This is a genomic window from Rossellomorea sp. NS-SX7, assembly GCF_052828565.1.
This window is the reverse complement of the sequence record NZ_CM128249.1, coordinates 2,547,549-2,565,263: the sequence shown is the minus strand read 5'-3', so window position 1 is coordinate 2,565,263 and position 17,715 is coordinate 2,547,549. Positions and strand designations below refer to the sequence as shown.

Sequence of the window (17,715 nt, the reverse complement as noted above, 5' to 3'; positions counted from 1 at the left end):
CAGGGAGGTTTTGTAATGAAGATAAGCGTCAGAAAAGGAGATACTTTTTGGTATTACAGTCAGATATTCTATATCCCCATCGGGTTGATCGTTGATTCAAATCCTTCTCTCGACCCCGGGGCATTAAAAATAGGAGCAGAAGTGGAGATCCCGGGTTTTACTAAAGAAAGATATACAATCAAACAGGGAGATACCTTTTGGAATCTCGCACGACAGCGGAATATTCATGAGGATGCTCTTTTATTGTTGAACCAAGACACCAATCCGAATACCTTAAATATCGGTACAATCGTATATTTGCCATCGAGAGTCGTCAACCCCATTGTAAATGGGAAACAGGGTTACAGCTCGGGTGTTTTAGAAAAAGACCTTAAAAAGCTAAAAGAAATCTATCCATTTATTAAGCTGAATTCAATTGGTGAAAGTGTATTGGGGAAACCAGTTGTTGAAATGAGAATCGGAAATGGAAGCAAAAAGGTGCACATGGATGCATCCTTTCATGCAAATGAATGGATTACGACTTCAATCTTGATGACGTTCGTTAACGAATACCTGCTGTCATTGACCAATGTGAAGCCTATACGGGGGGTTCAGACAATGCCGGTTTACAATGGGGTGACGATGTCGATCGTCCCTATGGTAAATCCTGATGGAGTGGACCTTGTCTTAAAAGGGCCGCCATCAAATATGAAAGATCAGCTGCTGGAAATAAATAATGGCAGCTCTGATTATACCGGATGGAAAGCAAATATCCGGGGTGTAGACCTTAATAATCAATTTCCTGCAAAGTGGGAGCTCGAAAAGGAAAGGAAAGAAGAGAAGTCCCCTGCCCCCCGTGATTTCCCAGGATATAAGCCGCTTTCGGAGCCTGAAACAATTGCAATGGCTGAGCTTGCAAAAGAAGAAGTCTTTGACCGGCTGCTTGCATTACACACCCAGGGAAAAGAATTTTATTGGGGATACGAAGGACTGGAGCCTCCTGAAGCAGAAAAACTTGCCAAAGACTTCGAAAGGGTAAGCGGCTATAAATCTGTAAGATACGTTGACAGCTATGCGGGGTATAAAGACTGGTATATAAAAGAGTTCCAGAAATCTGCATTTACGATTGAGCTTGGGAAAGGGATCAATCCACTTCCTCTCTCCCAATTTGACGAGATCTACAGAGATACTTTGGGGATTTTCCTGGTTGCTGTTCATAGGTGGTACTAAATGAATGGGGCGGCTTATTAAATAGTTATTATTTCCTGCTTTTTTAGTGAGAACATAGTAGATTTTTAAGGGGAAGAGGAGTACAATTAATCATCAGGTCTTTACAGTGAACGAATACCTATAAACAGGTACGATGTGCATAATGAACCTACTTAAACGAAAGGTGATGACCCTTTGACACTGCTGAATGAGTTGTGTCAATTCAAGAGGTCATCATTTTTTGAATTTTTGTAATGTTTTTATCATATAATTGAAACATTTTGCCATGTAAAACGTACTAATTGATATGAGGGATTTTGAAAGGGGGAGCGTATATTGAAAAAACACAGCATACACTATCTAATCATTGTTTTTAGTCTGATTTTTATGGCGTCTTGTCAAGCTCAGGTCACCGAAACTCCCCCTCCTGGAGAAAACAGTCAAGAAAAGCAAGCATCGAAAAAGATTAAAGAAAATAGTATCCATTCAGAGAAGTTTATAGAAAATGTGGATTGGTTATCAGATGACGAAGTGCTGACTGTGACAGAAGAAGAAGGGGAAGCTGCCTTTTATGTCACAAATGTTTTTGATGGGGGAAGCGAAAAGATATACCAATCACCCTCTTCATACGTCCACTCCGTGGTATCTCCTGATAAAGACAAGATTCTGATTCACTCTGCACCGGCTACATATTCGGCCATGATTACAATCATTGACCTTAACGGAAAAGTGTATTATCAGGATGAAGTTCCTTCATATGAATTATCATATGAATGGAATGAATTTAATACAGATAAACTCCTTATTACAAGCTTTGCTGAAGACTGGAGCTTTGAAGTATTTGAACTCGACTTACGTACTTCCCAATTGCAGATGGTAGATGTGGAACAGCCTTTCTTGAAATGGGATTCTGATGTTTCCATTCTTTATCAGGACTGGAATAGTGAAGAAATCAGTGTTTCAGCTCCACTTGTAAGTAAAAATATACTGGATGGGAAAAAAGAGACGATCGACTCATCCAGCATCCATTTTGAACGCTTCCCTGAATATCTCCTGTCTGTTCATGAAAGTGAAGGTGGGGATGGTGAGTTCAATTATCAGTTCATTAGTGAAAATGGGGAAATCGTATCACAATTCCACATGAAGTTGCTGAGCCGTTATTCTGATTGGTTCATTCCTTTTTATGATATGATAGAAGACAAGAATGAATTGATTACGTTTCAGGCGAACGAGTCCGGTTCCTTTGATACATACTCAGGGACATTCGCATTAAAAAAATGGGATGTAATGAAGGGCAGTGAGGTCACGTTGATTGACGATTTGCCAGTAGAACCGATACAGTGTTCCCCGAAAGGATCCTATTGTCTGTATGGTAATCAGCTTGAAAAAGTAATCAATTTGAAAGATTCGGCTATCATAGCGCTAGTAAAAAAAGAAGGGTAGATGAAACATGGCAATTGTAGATGTAACAGTAATTCCAATAGGGACAGAATCTCCAAGCGTAAGTTCATATGTTGCTGACCTTCAGAAAATCCTAAAGAAACACCAGGATGAAGGGAATATCCGGTTTCAACTCACTCCTATGAACACCATTATCGAAGGAGAACTCCCGACACTGCTAGGGGTCATCCAGGAAATCCATGAGGCTCCTTTTCAAAAAGGGATCAAGCGGGTGGCCACAAATATCAGAATAGATGATCGCAGAGATAAAAAAGGAACAATGGAAGGAAAGCTTGCATCAGTTCAAGGACATATGGAATAAGAAGAGGGTGAGCAGACCAACTGCTCACCCTTTTTGTTATCGTGGTTCTGCAAAGTAAAAAGCCCTCGCGAATGGAGGGCTTTTACATGTAAATGGATTTTTTTAGTGACCACCTGGGTATCCAGAGTGAAGGACAGTCATAATTGTAAACCAGCCAAAAACACCGAGTGTTGCCAATGAAAATACGATTCCAAGAGCATTTTTGTTTTTGAATGTGCTTACTACTGCGAATAAAGCTAATAGAGTAACCAAAGCTGTAATAATTACAAGACCCATTTATATGACCCCTTTCATTAAAAATGCGTTTTCCTAACAGCTTACAAAAATACAAATAATCATATGTACATAAATGCACTCATTAACATTTTATATTTTTTTCCTCTGTTTGTCGAGGTCTAAAGTTTGACACTTCTATGGCAGAGTCAATTTCTATTTATTTTTATCTCATACCTGCTTCTGCTACAATAACAGTATCTTGTTAGTAATTGAGGAGTGAAATAAAATGGAATGGAAACAAATTCCTTTAGGGCCGCTGCAAACAAACTGTTATGTTCTATGGAACGATATGAAAAAATGTTTGGTTATCGATCCTGGAGCAGAAGGTGAAAAACTAGTAAATTGGCTGAATGAAAATAATCTTGAGCCAATGGCGATATTATTGACTCATGCTCATTTTGATCATATCGGCGCAGTCGATACTGTAAGGAATACATATAAAATTCCGGTTTATATCCATGAGAAAGAGTCTGGATGGCTTTCTGATCCTGGATTGAATGGTTCCGGTTTGTTCGGAATGGGAAGTATTCATTGCAGTCCTGCCGAAAAAATATTCACAACTGAAAAAACGGTCACCATTGAAGATTTTACCCTTCAACTGTTTGAAACACCTGGCCACTCACCAGGAAGTCTTTCCTATTATGTACAAAATGAAGGAATAGTATTTGCGGGGGATACACTTTTTATGGGGAGCATCGGACGGAGTGATTTGCCTGGCGGGAACCATGAAAAGCTTCTAGCAAGTATCCATGATCACTTACTCACCCTTCCTGAGAATACAATCGTCCTGCCTGGACACGGGCCGGCAACTACAGTGGGAGATGAGATGGATGGAAACCCATTCTTAAATGGATTTTAATAACGCACTTCTTTTAGAAAGAGCCTAAAAAAATTCCCTTTAGCTTGAGCTAAAGGGAATTTTTTTTAGTGTCCTCCTGCACCCGGAGTCATCATAAAGGTCGTCCAGTAAGTAAACCCAGCGAAGAACACAGTCAGATAGGCACCGAAAATATAAATATACATACGTTCGGATAATTTTAAATAGCTTAACATAATGAAGAATCCTGTTTGGCCTAAAAAGATTAATGATGTCGTTGTCATATCGCCAAGATAAAACATTACAGCAAAAATTCCAGTCCAGAATCCAAGAACTCTGTACATACGATCCATATGTAACCCTCCTTTGCACCCTAAGTCCATCATTCAATATTATAAATGAACATTACTATAAAAGTAAATATCTGTTTGAGGATAGTTTGTGACGATTAGGTGATATCTACTCAAAGAATTTAACACGTCATTCAATTCAGTCCTTCATCAAAGTGGGGAGATATTAGTGCTTAGATATATGATACCCACATTTCTTTGATGTGAACGTATTTAAGCAAATAAACAATCTCTCTTGTATAACTTTTTTATAATTATATAGGTAATGTATATACAGAAATACCAGGCGCAGTCTGGATTCGTACAGGTTTTTTAGATTTTGAAATAAAATGTTCACAATTTACTCAGTGAAAACACTGTACAAAAGTTATACAAAGAGTATACAATGAATGTAATTAATCATGTGACTTGCTTATATACAATCAAAGGAGGATATAATATGGAAAACTTAACGTTCTTTACCTATCCAAGCTGCACCTCTTGTAGAAAAGCAAAAAAGTGGCTTAATGCAAACTCGATCGATTTCGATGAACGTCATCTCTTCAGAGATACACCCACTCATGAGGAACTGGTCCAGTTGCTCTCCTTAACGACAGAAGGACTTGATGAAATTCTTGCGACCAGGAGCCAGACCTTCAAAAAGCTTGGCAAAGATGTGAACGATCTCCCTCTATCCCAGGTGATTGATTTAATTGTCCAGGAACCGAAACTTCTTCGCCGCCCTTTACTAACCGATGGTAAAAAGCTGGTGGTAGGTTATAATCCGGATGGCTTGAAAAGCTTCTCTGGCAAGAAGACCAGCTTTAAAAAGAGCAGTTGATCGAAGGAAAGAATGAAGCGAATAGAAAAGTCAGGCATCTTTTGGAATGCCTGACTATCTTATGCTTGTCGTCTCTAAGCGAGCCGCCTGCGCTTTTCTTTTATCCAGCTCCAGGGCTTAGAGGCTCGAGGTCATAAGTCAAGGCACCCAAAAAGGCAAAAAACGCCTTTCCGGGTGCCTCGCCTTATGCTTGTCGCCTCTGAGCAAAGCCCTTCCGCTTTTAATAGTGTCCAGCTCCAGCGACTAGAGACTCGCGGTCATAAGCTAAACTTACCAAAAAGGCAAAGTGCGCCTTTCCGGTAAGTTCATCTTATGCTTGTCGCTCCTGAGCAAGCCGCCTCCGCTTTTCTAACTGGGCTAGCTGGATTCGAACCAACGCATGTCGCAGTCAAAGTGCGATGCCTTACCGCTTGGCTATAGCCCATTGGTGTTACTACATTGGATAGTATGAGAAGTTCGCATGGATAATATACATTCTTTGAAAGTTTTTGTTGAGTTTTTTGGATGAGAAGTCATTATTCTTGAAAATGTACTCATTGCCTCATCTCCCCCTATCATTCACATAAATTAGGTAACTTCCCTCCCAACTGAAAATTCTCACAGCCCGCCTAAAACATTGTCGCCTCTCATTTCATAAAAAAATAAAGGAATTTGTAAACTTTTGTCGTATATATTTAATTATAGAAAAAGAAAGGTGGTGCCAGTCACGATTTATCAATCGGTAGAAGCTCTTTCAGAAATTATGCTCAAAGATGCAGTAATGAATGATGCAACCGATATTCACCTCATCCCAAGACTCAATGATTACTTCATCCAATTCCGTAAAACAGGTGTATTGTCTCCGTTTCAATCAATTCCTCTTGAACAGGGTGAGAAGTTGATCGCTCATCTAAAGTTCATGGCCTCAATGGATATTGGAGAAAAACGCAAACCTCAAAGCGGTGCTTTCAACACGACCATCAGAAACTCACCCGTATCCCTCAGAATCTCAACCCTGCCAACCAATCATCTTAAAGAGAGCCTGGTCATTCGGATTCTCCCCAAAAAATTTCATGTCCCACTCGAAAAAATGTCACTTTACCCTTCTTCAGCGAAAAAACTTCTAGCCCTTCTCATGTATTCCCACGGTCTCATCATTTTTACTGGACCCACCGGCAGCGGGAAAACCACTACCTTATATTCGCTGATCCATCACTGTTCATCCGCCCTCAACCGAAATGTCATCACACTGGAAGATCCCATCGAAAAAGATCATGAAGATATGGTTCAGATTCAAGTGAATGAAAAAGCTGGAATCACTTATTCTACCGGATTGAAAGCCATCCTGAGACATGACCCCGATATCATCATGGTAGGGGAGGTACGAGACAGGGAAACTGCTGAGATCGCGATCCGTGCTTCTCTCACGGGTCATCTGGTCTTAACCACTCTGCACACAAAAGACGCAAAGAGCGCTGTATACAGACTGATGGAATTGGGGATTCACTGGCATGATATCCAGCAGACATTGATAGCGGTATCGGCTCAAAGGCTGCTGAAGATAAGGTGTCGAGTCTGTGAATCGGACTGCAGCTGTGACTGCAAAACGCAAAAGAGGGCTTCGGTGTATGAGATTGTAACCGGCAGCGCACTTAAGGAAGTCATTAAAGAAGCAAAGGGAGATGAGGCATATTATCAGTATCCTACTCTTCGGACATTGATCAACAAGGGGGTGGCATTGGGATTTGTTCCAGAGAATGAGTTCCGGAAATGGATTCATGAAGAAAACGGATGATCAGGGGAAATTCCTTAAACGGACAGGGGATCTGTTGGAAAAAGGATATACATTTACAGAAGCGATTGATTTTTTACTTGTTCCGCAGCGGAAAGGTTCAAAGAAATTAAAGGAAAGGATCACTCAGTCACTTCACAAAGGAGAGTCGCTCTCATTCATCTTTGACCGGCAGTTAAACATGCCAAAACAGGTGTCTGCGCAAATTTACTTCGCCGAACATCATGGGCAGATGGGCAAGACGCTGATCGAGGCAGGCAATTACCTCTTGAAAAAGAATGAGGAGAAACAAAGAATTCTCCGTGTCATTCAATATCCGGTCTTTCTGGTATTGGTGGCAATCATGCTGATGGTGCTCCTTCGCAAAATCCTGTTTCCCCGCTTTCAAGTTTTATATAGTTCACTGGGATACGATGAGTCAAGAGGCATGAAATATCTGGTGTGGTTTATTGAAAGCTTACCCTCTTATTTTTTCGCGTTTTTGATGATCCTGATAGTCACTTCCCCTATCCTTTTTTTCTTTAAAAGAAAACTATTTCAAGTGAAGCATATCGTCATCCTGACAAAATTTCCAATACTATCTACCTTCATCAAGCATGGACATACTCATTTTTTTGCGAGGGAACTCAGTTTTCTTTTGAAAAACGGCTTGTCCATCACAGAGTCCTTAACCATCATTGAGACTCAGTCATTCCGTCCTGCAATGCAATACATCTCGAAGAATGTACTGAGAGGATTGAAAGAAGGGCAGCCGCTGCATGCATGCACTTCGAGAATAACTTTTCTTCAGCAGGAGTTTTCTTATGTAGTGGCTCATGGCCAAAAAAACGGGAGGCTTGCCGATGAACTGAAATTGTACAGTGACATATGCTTTGCGGAACTCGAAGAGAAAGGAAATCAATTATTGAAGTACATCCAGCCTACGATTTTTGCCTTTGTCGGACTATTCATCATGGCCATATATTTTTCTATCATGATGCCCTTATTTCAAATGATGCAAGGAATCTAGTGAGAACCATTAAGGAGGAGCACTATGTTAAAAAATGAAAAAGGTTTTACGATGATTGAAATGATGATTGTCCTGCTTGTCATTTCGGTCCTCTTATTTGTGACGATTCCAAACGTCACCAGCCAAAGTAACAAGATTAACTCAAAGGGGTGTGAAGCATTCATGAACATGGTGGAGGGGCAGGTCGAAGCATACAAAATGGATAACAATAACACGGCAACGGTCAGTATGGCAGCATTGGTCACTGATGGATATTTAAGTGACGAATATCAAAAGTGTCCTGATGGCTCCGTCCTTACTATCGATGCAGAAGGGAAGGTGGTAAAAGGAGTTGCAGGGAATTAAAAAGCATCTTCAGGAACAAAAGGGTTTTACGTTCATTGAAATGATGATTGTTTTACTTGTATTCTCCATCCTGGTAACATTCGCTGCATTTTCTATAGAACCACTTAAAAAGCAGACTAAAAAAAGTCTATTCATCTCACAGCTCCAGGCAGATCTCTACCTGATCCAAAGCCACAGTATTTTCTCTCAATCTTCTCTCACGTTAGTTTTTTATCCTTATGCAAATAAATATGTCGCAAAAGATTATTACGGTACGACTCTGGTTTCCAGGCAGCTCCCGGCCGGTATCGAGCTATCTGAACTTAACACATTGAATGAAATTGTGTTTAATGCTTGGGGTAACACGAATCGTTTTGGTGCGGTTTATTTCAATAGTGAAAGCTCTACCATAAAGTTATCATTTCAAATCGGACAAGGAAGATTTTATGTACAGGAACTCTAATGGCTTTTCAATGGCGGAAAGTCTGATCGCTTTTAGCTGCTTTATGGTGATAATGGCTTTTTTTCTGCCCTTTTGCATCCGTATGATGGTGAACCTGCAGGACAAGCAGCATAGGGTGGAAGCGCTGAAGTTTCTTCAGGAAGGGATGGAGCAGGCGATTGTCACGAATGAATTCAAATCTGATTCGCGCAGGTTTGAAGGGGTTGTATATTCCTTCAGCTGGGAGGATATAGACAGCAAAAACGCCTGTGTTTCCTACACGAAGGAGGGGGATGACCATGATGTTTGTGCTTCGGAATGATGAGGGATTCACGCTGTTGGATGCTCTCATGTCCTTATTGGTATTCTCGATTATCTCACTTAGCTTCCCCATGATCATGAAGGCATTCGTAACAATTAAATCGGAGAGCGTCCCGCCGCGATATTATGAATGGAATTTGTTCAGTGAAAGTTTGAGAAGTGAACTGTGGGGAGGTGTGAATATCATGGTGTCACCCGAGCGCTTCTCTTTTGAGAAAGGCGGTGAGCTGATCACCTATGAAAGATATCAAAACTCCATCCGCAGAAAAGTGAATGATAGAGGACATGAAGTTGTGCTGCAATCGATTCATTCCATTACATTTTCACAGGTGCCTCAAGGGGTAAAGGTGGAAATCGATTTTCAAAAAGGGGAGAGGGTGGAAAGTGAGTTTTATTACTTCAACAAAGAAAATATGTCGGAAACCCCTGGGTGATGACGGGTATATGCTGCCTTATTCTCTCATGCTTTTCATGTTGATGATGATGGCGGGAGTGGCTTCAACAAGTATGTTTTTAAGCAAGTATCAATATCTAAGTAATATGGGGAAAATATATGAGAGAAAAGTGAGTATTGCGCATGGCGTGATGCTCAGTATTGATCGCGGTACTGTGGGGACGTTCGTGCATCATGGATCTTTTGGACAAACCGAATCGAAGACCTCTCAATTGTCTGATCAGCATATGGTGATGGAAATCACCTATCAATCTACTGATAAGGTTTTTATGCCAGTCTTGGTTGTGTATAATAAGGACACAAAACATATTATAGATTGGAAGTAATTCGGATGACGATTTTTTTGATAGGTTTTATGGGAGTCGGCAAGACCACTATAGGTAAAGAGCTTGGGGCGCTTCAGCAGCTTCCGGTCATCGATATGGATCATTTCATAGAAGCAAAAGAAGGACGGGCCATCAAAGACATATTCAAGGAAGATGGTGAAAATCACTTTCGTGCGATTGAAACAGTGGTATTGAAGGAGCTGATGACGAAAGAGGCGGTCATTACAACAGGGGGAGGAATTGTGGAAAGACAAGAGAACAGAGATCTGCTAGCAGACGTGGAGGACGTCTTCCACCTGTACTGTTCCTTTGAGGTCTTGTGGGAAAGACTGAAGGAAGACTCCGAAAGGCCCCTTGTACAAAAAAATTCAATGGACGGCTTGCTTGAACTATACAATCGGCGTTTGTCCCTTTATAGAAGTGTCAGTAAGATTGAAATTGATACAACTTTCAAAACGATTGATGAAACGATAAGTGAATTGGAGCGTAACCTCCAGCTTGGTTAAATTCAAAAAGGGGTGGATATACTGATAGAAGCGGAAGGTGGTGCGTTTATGTCAGTAAATGATTACGTAAAATTCATAACCCAGACATTTGTACAACATTATGAAAAATCTCCTCATGAGCGAAAATCACTTAAACATCAGAGGAAAAGTGAGCGCCCCCCATTTTTATTCAGATGGTTCGGGATCCTGCCATATGCCTTTATGGTGTTGTTCAAAAAGAATAAAAAATAGAAAACCGCCGCTGTTCATGCAGGGCGGTTTCCTTATGTTGACCTCAATGTGAATGCTGTAAGTAAAAAATTCCTCCATTGATGATATCAATCGAGATCTTTGGTTCATATTGTTCCTTCAGTGCCTGTTTTTCAAGATGATAGGATTCGGGCTTTTCTTCGTGGTCCCCATAGAAATGACTTAGCAGTTCCAGGTCTTCTTCCCATCTTTTTCGTGCCTCATCCGCCCATGTGAATGATTCTTTTTCGATCCCTTGCATCAAATAACCTTGGATGCGGTTTATCCCGCTCTTAGGTTTGATGATGGGTGTCAATGTGAAAGAAAAGTCTGGAATTTTAGGCGTCAATTTTCTCGATAATAAAAAATCGTGAAAGTCTTCCTGTATATGGCCGTTGATTAAATTGAGGCCAATGCTCAGAATGTTGTCTTTCTTCAAATTTGTGACATGGGAGACCTTTATATTCAGTCCGAGCCATGGATGAAGCGGAACCTGTTGTCCGTAAACATTCATTCGATCTTCATATAGCCGGATGTAGCCTGCCAAATTTCTGGTAGAGCGGAATATTTGGTGCAGACGTGGAGAACCGAAGTGAATGAGTTCGCCTTTGAAATCTTCAGGTGCTTTTTCCCCGTCTGTCACTAATGACAGCGTCATCGGGTTCGGTATTCCTCCCGTCTTCTCCAGGTAGTGCCAGTAAAAAGGCCTGTTCATCAGCTCTTTATCCAAGTCGATCGTCAATTGGACGGTCATATAGCCGTCCCCGTTTGCAACCAGCTCGCAGCCGTTTGCTGTAAAATATCGTTCAAGAAATCGATGAATTTCGTGCTGCTGCATTGGCTTGTTCCTCCTTTAAATCTTCAGCAAATTGAATCATGCTGGTGAGGTTCTCCATTTTTATTTTAAGCTCTCCCTCTGTCTTGGATGAGGAAAGAATATCTGCGACATGTTCCTCAAAATCTGAAAAATCAAGCCTTGTCAAAATTTCATCCAGCTGACCGATCACTCTCTCAAATAGGTTTATTTTTTCATATAACAGTTTCAAGATATGTTCTTCTACTGTATCTCTGGTGGCAAAATTATAGATATGTACATCCTCTGTCTGACCCAGGCGATGTACACGTCCGATCCGCTGTTCAAGTCTCATCGGGTTCCATGGCAGATCGAAGTTGATGACATGGTGGCAGAATTGCAGGTTGATGCCTTCTCCGCCTGCTTCTGTTGCAATCAACACTTGGGCATGATTTTGGAAAAGCTGCCGCATCCAATCTTTTTTTCCGCGTTTGAATCCGCCCCTAAACGGAACGGAAGAAATGCCATGCTGCTTTAAGAACCATTGCAAATACAGTTGGGTCGCCCGGTATTCCGTGAAAATGATTACTTTGTCATTTATTTTCTGAATTAGTTCCAATGCCTTCTGTGCCTTGGAATTCGTCGTCACATTTTCAACTTTTTTCATGAGTGTTCCAATCGTATTCTCAAATGCTGCTGAAGGATTTTCTTTTTTCTCAATCATGTTTTTAAGTGTATAAAAGACTGATTCCCTGCTGCTGCATGCTTCCCGCTGCAGGGTGAGAAGGGAAAATGAACTGGATGAGACCCAATCATCATAACTGCCCTTCAACAAATTGATGCTGTTGTATAAATCTCGTTCCTGTTCGTTGAAGTCAATGAGTATCGTTTTTACATGGCGCTTTGTCCACTCTATACCTGTATCGCTCCTTCTGTTCCGGATCATGACTTTATTGATGAGATGGTTCAAGCTTTCATCATCATGAACCGAACGGTCACCTTTTTTATAGCGGTCGGTAAAGCCGGATTCATTCCCCAGGTGACCCGGTTTTAGCAGTGAAACAAGATGGAAGATTTCTTCGACTTTGTTCTGTATCGGAGTGGCAGTAAGCAATAAACAAAATTTCTTCTTCAGATTTTGGACAAATTCATAGTTTTTGGTTTTATGATTTTTCAGTTTGTGAGCTTCGTCTATGATGACGAGGTCATAGTCCTGTTCGTACACTTTTTCACGGTGAGGGCTCCGTTTGGCAGTGTCCATGGATGAAACGACAATATCACATTGATCCCAGACATAGCTTTTACGCTGTGGCACCGCTGGGATGAAGAATTTGCTGTTCAGTTCATAAGACCACTGTGAGACCAATGAAGCGGGTACAAGTATCAATACTTTTTTCACGAGGCCGCGTATCATATATTCCTTCAATATCAGCCCGGCTTCGATGGTTTTACCCAATCCGACTTCATCAGCAAGGATCGCTTTGCCATTCATTGTTTCCACTACCTGTCTGGCAGCTTCGAGCTGATGGGGGAGAGGAGTCACATTTGCCAAATGTTTTGGTGCCTGAAGCCCTTCAAAGTTCGGAATTGCGAGATGTTGCTCACATTCAACTGCAAGCTTATACAGCTCCCAATTCCCCCATGGGCCGTCATTGCTAATTAACGTTTCAAGACCTTCTCCCCACTCCTCATTAAATAGAACATCAACATTCATGTGAAAAACATCTCCTTATTTAATAGAAAAATGATTGCCGGGAACTCATGTTTAATGGTAGGATGAGAGTAGATTACCTAATGTTTTGAAAACTACAATAATCCGAACATTCACATCAATAACATTTCAACTGTATATACTTCTAGTATGACCAAATGTTACAAGGAATATTGGCGAATGATGGCAAGGGGAGAGACTGTAACTAACAGCGCCGAAGGAGCAAACATCTTAAGTGTGAATCTCTCAGGCAAAAAGACTCTTGCTGGACGCAGCTCTGGAGAGTGTTTCCGTGTGGAAACCACCAAAGGGGAAAGCCGTCTTACCGGTAAACTTTCAGGTGAAAGGACAGAGAAACTTCTTTTGAAAAAAGGGGTTTCTCTGTCCTTTTTTTCATGCGCGGATGTTCTAAGCCAATGAACTCAGTGGTTGAAGCGCAGATATTTGGAGACAGGAAGCGAGCAGAAGGAAAGCTTGATGAAAATAAGGGGGAAGTCTAATGGCAGATTTAAAGCAAACACCTCTATATGAAGTGTACAAAGAGTATGGGGGAAAAACGATCGACTTCGGAGGCTGGGCTTTACCGGTTCAATTCTCAAGTATCAAAGAAGAGCACGAAGCTGTCAGAACCCGGGCAGGACTATTCGATGTTTCCCATATGGGTGAAATTGAAGTCAAGGGCGAAGGGGCTCTCCAATACTTACAAAAAATGATGACAAATGATGTGTCCAAGATTAAAGACGGCGGTGCACAATATACTGCCATGTGCTATGACGATGGTGGCACAGTGGACGATCTTCTGGTTTATAAAATAAAAGACAATGATTATTTATTGGTGGTCAATGCAGCGAACATCGATAAAGATTTCCAGTGGCTGAAACAGCATGAGACAGATGGAGTGGAAATCAATAATATTTCCGAACATATGGCTCAGCTGGCTTTGCAGGGGCCGTTTGCTGAAGATGTTTTACAAAGGTTGACAGGCGAACATTCCTTACGTGATATCGGATTCTTTAAATTCCAGACCGAGGTCAATATTAACGGCCGGCATGCCCTTGTTTCCCGAACAGGATATACAGGAGAAGACGGTTTTGAAATTTACTGTGATGCAAAAGATGCCGTTGATATATGGAAAGATATCCTGAAAGAAGGGAAAAAGGACGGGGTGCTTCCTTGTGGACTCGGGGCCAGGGATACACTTCGCTTCGAAGCGAATCTTGCTTTGTATGGACAGGAGCTTTCTAAAAATATCTCTCCAATCGAGGCAGGGATCGGGTTCGCGGTCAAAGTGAATAAAGAAACACCATTTAACGGGCAAGAGGTTCTTAAAAAGCAAAAAGAAGAAGGGGCTTCAAGAAAAATTGTCGGCATCGAAATGATTGACCGGGGAATCCCGCGCCATGGTTATAAAGTGTTTTCCGGCGAAGAAGAAATCGGTGAAGTGACTACGGGTACTCAATCTCCGACCTTAAAGAAGAATGTAGGCCTTGCACTTTTGAAAAAAGAATTCACTTCAGTGGATACGGAAGTCCAGGTGGAGATCAGAGGAAAGAAATTAAACGCTAAAGTAGTTCCGACACCATTTTATAAGAGAACAAAATAATAGGGAGGAATGACGGTCATGAAGCATCGTTATTTACCGATGACAGAGCAAGATCAACAGGAAATGTTAAACAGCATAGGAGTAAATAGCATCGACGATTTATTTGAAGATATTCCTGAAAAGGTTCGTTTCAAAGGTGAGTACAATATCAAGCCGGCGAAGTCAGAAACCGGTCTGGTAAAAGAGTTGACTCAAATGGCTGCGAAAAATGCAGATTTGAAAAGTCATACATCCTTTCTGGGAGCAGGCGTATACGATCACTATGCTCCTATCATCGTGGATCATGTCTTATCACGCTCCGAGTTCTATACAGCGTATACACCGTATCAGCCTGAAATATCACAAGGTGAACTGCAAGCGATCTTTGAATTTCAGACGATGATCTGTGAACTGACAGGAATGGATGTAGCGAACTCTTCCATGTACGACGGGGGGACGGCATTAGCTGAAGCGGCAATGTTAAGCGCAGGACAGACTCGCAGAAAGAAAGTCCTTGTGTCAAGTACAGTCCATCCTGAATCACGTGATGTATTAAGAACCTACGCAAAAGGTCAATATATCGATGTTGTGGAAATCCCGCATAACAATGGAGTGACAGATGTAGAAGAACTGAAGAAATTGATGAGCAGTGAAATTGCAGCCGTTATCGTGCAATACCCTAACTTCTTCGGCAGAGTGGAAGAGTTGAAAGCGATCGAAGAGGTTGCACACAGTGAGAAAGCAATGTTTGTGGTCTCCTCCAACCCCCTTTCTCTAGGTGCACTGACTCCTCCAGGGAAACTGGGAGCTGATATTGTAGTCGGAGATGCACAGCCGTTCGGAATTCCAAGTGCTTTCGGAGGACCTCACTGCGGTTATTTTGCGGTAAGTAAGAAACTGATGCGTAAAGTACCTGGCCGTCTGGTTGGCCAAACGGTCGATGAAGACGGCAAGAGAGGATTCGTTTTAACCCTTCAGGCGCGTGAACAGCATATACGCCGTGATAAAGCGACTTCCAATATTTGTTCGAACCAGGCGTTGAACGCTCTTGCAGCATCCGTTGCTATGACCGCCCTCGGTAAGCAAGGTGTAAAAGAGATGGCGCTTCAAAATATCCAAAAAGCTCACTATGCGAAACAAACACTAAAGGAAAAAGGATTTGAGATTGCTTTTGAGGGCCCTTCTTTTAATGAATTCGTAGTGAAAGTCAATGGTCCAGTGAGAGAAATCAACAAAATGCTTTTAGAGAAAGAAATCATCGGCGGATATGATCTGGGACTTGTCGATGAGAGTCTGAAGAATCACATGCTGATTGCCGTTACAGAACTTCGCAGCAAAGAAGAAATTGATGCTTTTGCACAAGAATTGGGGGATTGTCATGAATAACAAACAAGATCAGCCTCTTATCTTTGAATTATCCAAAGAAGGACGCGTTGGTTACAGCCTGCCTGAACTGGATATCCCGGAAGTTGATGTTTCCGAATTGATTCCTTCTGATTATATCCGTACAGAGGATCCTCATTTACCGGAAGTCTCGGAGCTTGATATCATGCGTCATTATACAGCATTATCCAAACGAAACCATGGAGTCGATTCCGGGTTCTACCCACTTGGATCATGTACAATGAAGTACAATCCTAAGGTGAATGAAAATGTTGCGCGCCTGAACGGCTTTGCTCATATCAATCCACTTCAGGAACCTGAAGGTGTCCAGGGAGCCCTTGAATTGATGTATGACCTCCAGGAACACCTGAAAGAAATCACAGGCATGGACGAAGTGACCCTTCAGCCGGCTGCCGGAGCTCACGGTGAATGGACGGGTCTCATGATGATTCGCGCTTATCATGAAGCGAATGGGGACACGAAACGCACAAAGGTCATCGTCCCTGATTCCGCACACGGAACGAACCCGGCAAGTGCTACGGTTGCAGGGTTTGAAACCGTGACTGTCAAATCAGATGAAAATGGTCTGGTGGATCTGGATGATCTGAAGCGCGTGGTAGGTGAAGATACTGCAGCTCTGATGCTCACTAATCCGAATACACTGGGATTATTCGAGGAAAATATCCTTGAGATGGCTTCCATCATTCATGAAGCAGGCGGCAAACTTTATTACGATGGTGCGAACCTGAATGCGGTATTATCGAAGGCAAGACCTGGAGACATGGGCTTTGATGTGGTTCATCTAAATCTCCATAAAACCTTTACGGGGCCACACGGCGGTGGAGGACCAGGAAGCGGTCCGGTCGGAGTGAAAGAAGATCTGATCCGTTATCTGCCTAAACCGGTACTGGTTAAAAACGGCGATCAGTACGAATTTGACTACAATCGTCCTGATTCCATCGGCCGCGTGAAGCCTTACTACGGTAACTTTGGCATCAACGTCCGTGCATATACGTATATCCGCACGATGGGGCCTGACGGGTTAAAGGCGGTAACTGAAAATGCTGTCCTTAATGCAAACTATATGATGAGAAGATTGGCTCCTCATTTTGACCTTCCATATGACCGTCACTGTAAACATGAATTCGTCATCAGCGGTAAACGCCAGAAGAAGCTTGGCGTCCGTACACTCGATATTGCGAAAAGGCTGCTGGACTTCGGTTACCATCCGCCAACGATCTACTTCCCGTTGAACGTAGAGGAATGCATGATGATCGAACCGACTGAAACAGAGTCTAAAGAAACATTGGATTCATTCATCGATGCCATGATCCAAATCGCAAAAGAGGCAGAAGAAACACCGGAGATCGTCCAGGAAGCACCACATACGACTGTAGTAAAAAGAATGGACGAAACCCTTGCAGCAAGAAAACCGATCCTGCGATACACTCCAGAAGCGGCGCAGTAACACATTAACGCGCCGAGGGACGGGCGTTTAGTGCAGTAGAGTATGAAACAAAAAAAGGATTGCCGAATTCGGCAATCCTTTTTCTTTTAAATTAAGAATAAATTTTTAGTCTGGGAATTGTCCAGCTCCGGCGGCTAGCCCCTCGAGACGTTTCGGTCCGCCCAATGAAGTCAAAGAGCGACTT

The 17,715-nt window shown here is 42.1% G+C and carries 21 protein-coding genes, 1 tRNA gene and 2 riboswitches; of the genes, 17 read left to right on the top strand and 5 right to left on the bottom strand.

Going from position 1 to position 17,715, the window contains the following annotated elements; all coding sequences use genetic code 11:
* Positions 1 to 15: 15 nt before the first annotated feature.
* From ACUXV2_RS12885 to ACUXV2_RS12875, 3 genes are all read left to right on the top strand, one after another.
* Complete coding sequence (locus ACUXV2_RS12885; RefSeq protein ID WP_446243595.1) at positions 16 to 1,209, top strand: M14 family metallopeptidase; 1,194 nt, start codon at positions 16 to 18, stop codon at positions 1,207 to 1,209.
* A gap of 315 nt (positions 1,210 to 1,524) precedes the next feature.
* Positions 1,525 to 2,631, top strand: a complete 1,107-nt coding sequence (locus tag ACUXV2_RS12880; RefSeq protein WP_446243594.1) for a YqgU-like beta propeller domain-containing protein — start codon at positions 1,525 to 1,527, stop codon at positions 2,629 to 2,631.
* A 7-nt stretch (positions 2,632 to 2,638) separates the two neighbouring features.
* Complete coding sequence (locus ACUXV2_RS12875; protein ID WP_446243593.1) at positions 2,639 to 2,950, top strand: MTH1187 family thiamine-binding protein; 312 nt, start codon at positions 2,639 to 2,641, stop codon at positions 2,948 to 2,950.
* A 102-nt stretch (positions 2,951 to 3,052) separates the two neighbouring features.
* On the opposite strand, the gene ACUXV2_RS12870 is transcribed toward ACUXV2_RS12875, so the two are convergent.
* A complete protein-coding gene (locus ACUXV2_RS12870; RefSeq protein WP_172253483.1) occupies positions 3,053 to 3,226 on the bottom strand; it encodes a DUF2759 domain-containing protein in 174 nt (57 codons plus the stop codon).
* Positions 3,227 to 3,452: 226 nt separating this feature from the next.
* Between ACUXV2_RS12870 and ACUXV2_RS12865 the strand changes: the two genes are divergently transcribed.
* Positions 3,453 to 4,085 carry an MBL fold metallo-hydrolase gene (locus ACUXV2_RS12865; protein ID WP_446243592.1) on the top strand — a complete coding sequence of 211 codons (633 nt, stop codon included), beginning with the start codon at positions 3,453 to 3,455 and terminating at the stop codon, positions 4,083 to 4,085.
* Between the two features lie 65 nt (positions 4,086 to 4,150).
* On the opposite strand, the gene ACUXV2_RS12860 is transcribed toward ACUXV2_RS12865, so the two are convergent.
* Complete coding sequence (locus ACUXV2_RS12860) at positions 4,151 to 4,396, bottom strand: DUF2626 domain-containing protein (RefSeq protein ID WP_032087678.1); 246 nt, start codon at positions 4,394 to 4,396, stop codon at positions 4,151 to 4,153.
* 436 nt (positions 4,397 to 4,832) lie between these two features.
* Here ACUXV2_RS12860 and ACUXV2_RS12855 point away from each other — a divergent pair, with 436 nt between their 5' ends.
* Positions 4,833 to 5,213, top strand: coding sequence for a Spx/MgsR family RNA polymerase-binding regulatory protein (locus tag ACUXV2_RS12855; RefSeq protein ID WP_446243591.1), 381 nt, complete (start codon positions 4,833 to 4,835; stop codon positions 5,211 to 5,213).
* A 352-nt stretch (positions 5,214 to 5,565) separates the two neighbouring features.
* Here the strand turns inward: ACUXV2_RS12855 and ACUXV2_RS12850 are convergent.
* Positions 5,566 to 5,637: transfer RNA gene (locus ACUXV2_RS12850), tRNA-Gln, on the bottom strand.
* A 318-nt stretch (positions 5,638 to 5,955) separates the two neighbouring features.
* On the opposite strand from ACUXV2_RS12850, the gene comGA reads away from it, so the two are divergent.
* The 9 genes from comGA to ACUXV2_RS12805 are packed head-to-tail and all read left to right on the top strand — an operon-like array spanning position 5,956 to position 10,597.
* Positions 5,956 to 6,987: a competence type IV pilus ATPase ComGA gene (gene comGA, locus ACUXV2_RS12845; protein ID WP_446247069.1), complete on the top strand. Its 1,032-nt coding sequence runs from the start codon at positions 5,956 to 5,958 to the stop codon at positions 6,985 to 6,987.
* Entirely contained in the window at positions 6,938 to 7,993 is a 1,056-nt protein-coding gene (gene comGB, locus ACUXV2_RS12840) for a competence type IV pilus assembly protein ComGB (protein ID WP_446243590.1), read from the top strand. Before comGA ends, comGB begins: the two co-directional genes overlap by 50 nt.
* A 24-nt stretch (positions 7,994 to 8,017) precedes the next feature.
* Complete coding sequence (gene comGC / locus ACUXV2_RS12835) at positions 8,018 to 8,338, top strand: competence type IV pilus major pilin ComGC (RefSeq protein WP_446243589.1); 321 nt, start codon at positions 8,018 to 8,020, stop codon at positions 8,336 to 8,338.
* Positions 8,325 to 8,780 (top strand): competence type IV pilus minor pilin ComGD, encoded by a 456-nt coding sequence (gene comGD / locus ACUXV2_RS12830; RefSeq protein WP_446243588.1) that lies wholly within the window; start codon positions 8,325 to 8,327, stop codon positions 8,778 to 8,780. The genes comGC and comGD overlap by 14 nt, the downstream gene beginning before the upstream one ends.
* Positions 8,764 to 9,081 (top strand): hypothetical protein, encoded by a 318-nt coding sequence (locus ACUXV2_RS12825; protein ID WP_446243587.1) that lies wholly within the window; start codon positions 8,764 to 8,766, stop codon positions 9,079 to 9,081. Before comGD ends, ACUXV2_RS12825 begins: the two co-directional genes overlap by 17 nt.
* On the top strand, positions 9,059 to 9,514 hold the full coding sequence (comGF, locus tag ACUXV2_RS12820) for a competence type IV pilus minor pilin ComGF (protein ID WP_446243586.1): 456 nt from the start codon (positions 9,059 to 9,061) through the stop codon (positions 9,512 to 9,514). The genes ACUXV2_RS12825 and comGF overlap by 23 nt, the downstream gene beginning before the upstream one ends.
* A gap of 10 nt (positions 9,515 to 9,524) precedes the next feature.
* Positions 9,525 to 9,860: a hypothetical protein gene (locus ACUXV2_RS12815; RefSeq protein ID WP_446243585.1), complete on the top strand. Its 336-nt coding sequence runs from the start codon at positions 9,525 to 9,527 to the stop codon at positions 9,858 to 9,860.
* Positions 9,861 to 9,865: 5 nt separating this feature from the next.
* Positions 9,866 to 10,366, top strand: a complete 501-nt coding sequence (locus ACUXV2_RS12810) for a shikimate kinase (protein ID WP_446243584.1) — start codon at positions 9,866 to 9,868, stop codon at positions 10,364 to 10,366.
* A 48-nt stretch (positions 10,367 to 10,414) separates the two neighbouring features.
* A complete protein-coding gene (locus ACUXV2_RS12805; protein ID WP_446243583.1) occupies positions 10,415 to 10,597 on the top strand; it encodes a YqzE family protein in 183 nt (60 codons plus the stop codon).
* Positions 10,598 to 10,640: 43 nt separating this feature from the next.
* Here ACUXV2_RS12805 and ACUXV2_RS12800 read toward each other — a convergent pair whose 3' ends face one another.
* Both ACUXV2_RS12800 and ACUXV2_RS12795 read right to left on the bottom strand, forming a co-directional pair.
* Positions 10,641 to 11,432, bottom strand: a complete 792-nt coding sequence (locus ACUXV2_RS12800; protein WP_446243582.1) for a YqhG family protein — start codon at positions 11,430 to 11,432, stop codon at positions 10,641 to 10,643.
* Entirely contained in the window at positions 11,401 to 13,101 is a 1,701-nt protein-coding gene (locus ACUXV2_RS12795) for a DEAD/DEAH box helicase (protein ID WP_446243581.1), read from the bottom strand. Before ACUXV2_RS12795 ends, ACUXV2_RS12800 begins: the two co-directional genes overlap by 32 nt.
* Before the next feature lie 177 nt (positions 13,102 to 13,278).
* A riboswitch (glycine riboswitch) is annotated at positions 13,279 to 13,370 on the top strand.
* Between the two features lie 3 nt (positions 13,371 to 13,373).
* A riboswitch (glycine riboswitch) is annotated at positions 13,374 to 13,452 on the top strand.
* Positions 13,453 to 13,597: 145 nt separating this feature from the next.
* Between ACUXV2_RS12795 and gcvT the strand changes: the two genes are divergently transcribed.
* Genes gcvT through gcvPB form a run of 3 tightly spaced genes read left to right on the top strand, consistent with a single transcriptional unit; the run spans position 13,598 to position 17,531 of the window.
* On the top strand, positions 13,598 to 14,701 hold the full coding sequence (gene gcvT / locus ACUXV2_RS12790) for a glycine cleavage system aminomethyltransferase GcvT (protein ID WP_446243580.1): 1,104 nt from the start codon (positions 13,598 to 13,600) through the stop codon (positions 14,699 to 14,701).
* An 18-nt stretch (positions 14,702 to 14,719) separates the two neighbouring features.
* A complete protein-coding gene (gene gcvPA, locus ACUXV2_RS12785) occupies positions 14,720 to 16,066 on the top strand; it encodes an aminomethyl-transferring glycine dehydrogenase subunit GcvPA (protein WP_446243579.1) in 1,347 nt (448 codons plus the stop codon).
* On the top strand, positions 16,059 to 17,531 hold the full coding sequence (gene gcvPB, locus ACUXV2_RS12780) for an aminomethyl-transferring glycine dehydrogenase subunit GcvPB (RefSeq protein ID WP_446243578.1): 1,473 nt from the start codon (positions 16,059 to 16,061) through the stop codon (positions 17,529 to 17,531). Before gcvPA ends, gcvPB begins: the two co-directional genes overlap by 8 nt.
* Positions 17,532 to 17,715: the final 184 nt, after the last annotated feature.

Coding starts and splice junctions, on each gene's coding strand:
- comGF (WP_446243586.1), top strand. CDS start 9,059: ATGATGTTTGTGCTTCGGAATGATGAGGGATTCACGCTGTTGGATGCT.
- ACUXV2_RS12870 (WP_172253483.1), bottom strand. CDS start 3,226: ATGGGTCTTGTAATTATTACAGCTTTGGTTACTCTATTAGCTTTATTC.
- comGC (WP_446243589.1), top strand. CDS start 8,018: ATGTTAAAAAATGAAAAAGGTTTTACGATGATTGAAATGATGATTGTC.
- ACUXV2_RS12805 (WP_446243583.1), top strand. CDS start 10,415: ATGTCAGTAAATGATTACGTAAAATTCATAACCCAGACATTTGTACAA.
- ACUXV2_RS12875 (WP_446243593.1), top strand. CDS start 2,639: ATGGCAATTGTAGATGTAACAGTAATTCCAATAGGGACAGAATCTCCA.
- ACUXV2_RS12795 (WP_446243581.1), bottom strand. CDS start 13,101: ATGAATGTTGATGTTCTATTTAATGAGGAGTGGGGAGAAGGTCTTGAA.
- ACUXV2_RS12855 (WP_446243591.1), top strand. CDS start 4,833: ATGGAAAACTTAACGTTCTTTACCTATCCAAGCTGCACCTCTTGTAGA.
- ACUXV2_RS12865 (WP_446243592.1), top strand. CDS start 3,453: ATGGAATGGAAACAAATTCCTTTAGGGCCGCTGCAAACAAACTGTTAT.
- ACUXV2_RS12825 (WP_446243587.1), top strand. CDS start 8,764: ATGTACAGGAACTCTAATGGCTTTTCAATGGCGGAAAGTCTGATCGCT.
- gcvPB (WP_446243578.1), top strand. CDS start 16,059: ATGAATAACAAACAAGATCAGCCTCTTATCTTTGAATTATCCAAAGAA.
- ACUXV2_RS12885 (WP_446243595.1), top strand. CDS start 16: ATGAAGATAAGCGTCAGAAAAGGAGATACTTTTTGGTATTACAGTCAG.
- gcvT (WP_446243580.1), top strand. CDS start 13,598: ATGGCAGATTTAAAGCAAACACCTCTATATGAAGTGTACAAAGAGTAT.
- comGA (WP_446247069.1), top strand. CDS start 5,956: ATGCTCAAAGATGCAGTAATGAATGATGCAACCGATATTCACCTCATC.
- ACUXV2_RS12860 (WP_032087678.1), bottom strand. CDS start 4,396: ATGGATCGTATGTACAGAGTTCTTGGATTCTGGACTGGAATTTTTGCT.
- gcvPA (WP_446243579.1), top strand. CDS start 14,720: ATGAAGCATCGTTATTTACCGATGACAGAGCAAGATCAACAGGAAATG.
- ACUXV2_RS12800 (WP_446243582.1), bottom strand. CDS start 11,432: ATGCAGCAGCACGAAATTCATCGATTTCTTGAACGATATTTTACAGCA.
- ACUXV2_RS12810 (WP_446243584.1), top strand. CDS start 9,866: ATGACGATTTTTTTGATAGGTTTTATGGGAGTCGGCAAGACCACTATA.
- ACUXV2_RS12815 (WP_446243585.1), top strand. CDS start 9,525: ATGCTGCCTTATTCTCTCATGCTTTTCATGTTGATGATGATGGCGGGA.